Genomic DNA, 1,069 nt, shown 5'->3' on the forward strand with positions numbered 1-1,069 from the left:
AGCTGGCGACCATCGGCCAGGCGCAGGGACTGCCCGATGAAGGCAGCTGGCTCACCCTTGCTCGGGGCGTATGCGGAGAAGTCGACCATGGTGAAGGCGCCGCGCTCACTGACCTTCTTATAGAGCGTGGCCAGGCCGGAATCCCGATAGGGGCCATCAACCAGGTTAGTGCCATAGTCGGGCTCCCTGGCCACCGTGTAGATGACCCGGCCGGCGTCGTCGATGATGAAGAGATCGTAGAAATTGAACTGCTTCACATAGCCACTGAGCAGCTCGTGGTGGCGCAGCCAGTCGTCACCTCCTTCAGAAAGCGCGCCCAGCGTATCGGCCAGCGTCTTCAGCACCGCCTTCTGCCGCTCAAGGTAACCACCAATCTGTGCCAACTTAATCTCACGCACCGAGGTGAGATGCCCAAATACCTGCTCCTGCAGAGCACGGCTTGCATTGCGCTCGATGAGCAGGCTGCCGAGTAGCGCCGGGATCAGGGCTATCATCAAGCAGATCGCCATCAGACGATAGTGCAGCGGCCAACGTGCCTCTTCTCTCATCCTAACCTCCTGCGAATACCCGGTCTTGAGCAAGCCGCTCACCCGTCAGTGGTTACAAACTAGCCAACCCCCCCTGCTTTTTCTGACGCGCCTCCCCATCCGGGGGGTGGACCAGCCCCATAGCACCCGGAATGGTGTGAAAAATGCAGCTTTCCCCGCCCGCCCCCTGGCCCTAGAATGCGGGGGTCTAAATATTGGAGGTGGATAATGAACAAACTCGTACTGGCGACCGGCAATCAGAAGAAGGTCAAGGAGCTGGCCGCCATGCTGGCGGATCTCGACATCCAGGTAGTCCCCCAGAGCGAGTTTGCGGTGAGCGAAGTGGCCGAGACCGGCACGACCTTCGTCGAAAATGCCATCATCAAGGCCCGCCACGCGGCCAAGGCGACCGGGCTACCGGCGGTGGCCGACGACTCGGGTCTCGAAGTGGATCTGCTACAGGGGCGCCCCGGCGTCTACTCCGCCCGCTTCGCCAGCGATAACGCCACCGATCGGGACAACATCGACAAGCTGCTGGCCGA

At 61.3% G+C, this 1,069-nt stretch carries 2 protein-coding genes; one reads left to right on the forward strand and one right to left on the reverse strand.

What is annotated here, in order from left to right; all coding sequences use genetic code 11:
• Positions 1 to 548: PDC sensor domain-containing protein (locus BN1121_RS20025; protein WP_043597678.1), on the reverse strand; the 548-nt coding region annotated here is incomplete at its 3' end.
• A 207-nt stretch (positions 549 to 755) separates the two neighbouring features.
• Here BN1121_RS20025 and BN1121_RS08550 point away from each other — a divergent pair.
• Positions 756 to 1,069 (forward strand): non-canonical purine NTP pyrophosphatase (locus BN1121_RS08550; RefSeq protein ID WP_043597680.1); only part of this gene is annotated, 314 nt, incomplete at its 3' end.

This window comes from Aeromonas diversa CDC 2478-85 (assembly GCF_000819805.1).
GTDB classification, from domain to species: domain Bacteria; phylum Pseudomonadota; class Gammaproteobacteria; order Enterobacterales; family Aeromonadaceae; genus Aeromonas; species Aeromonas diversa.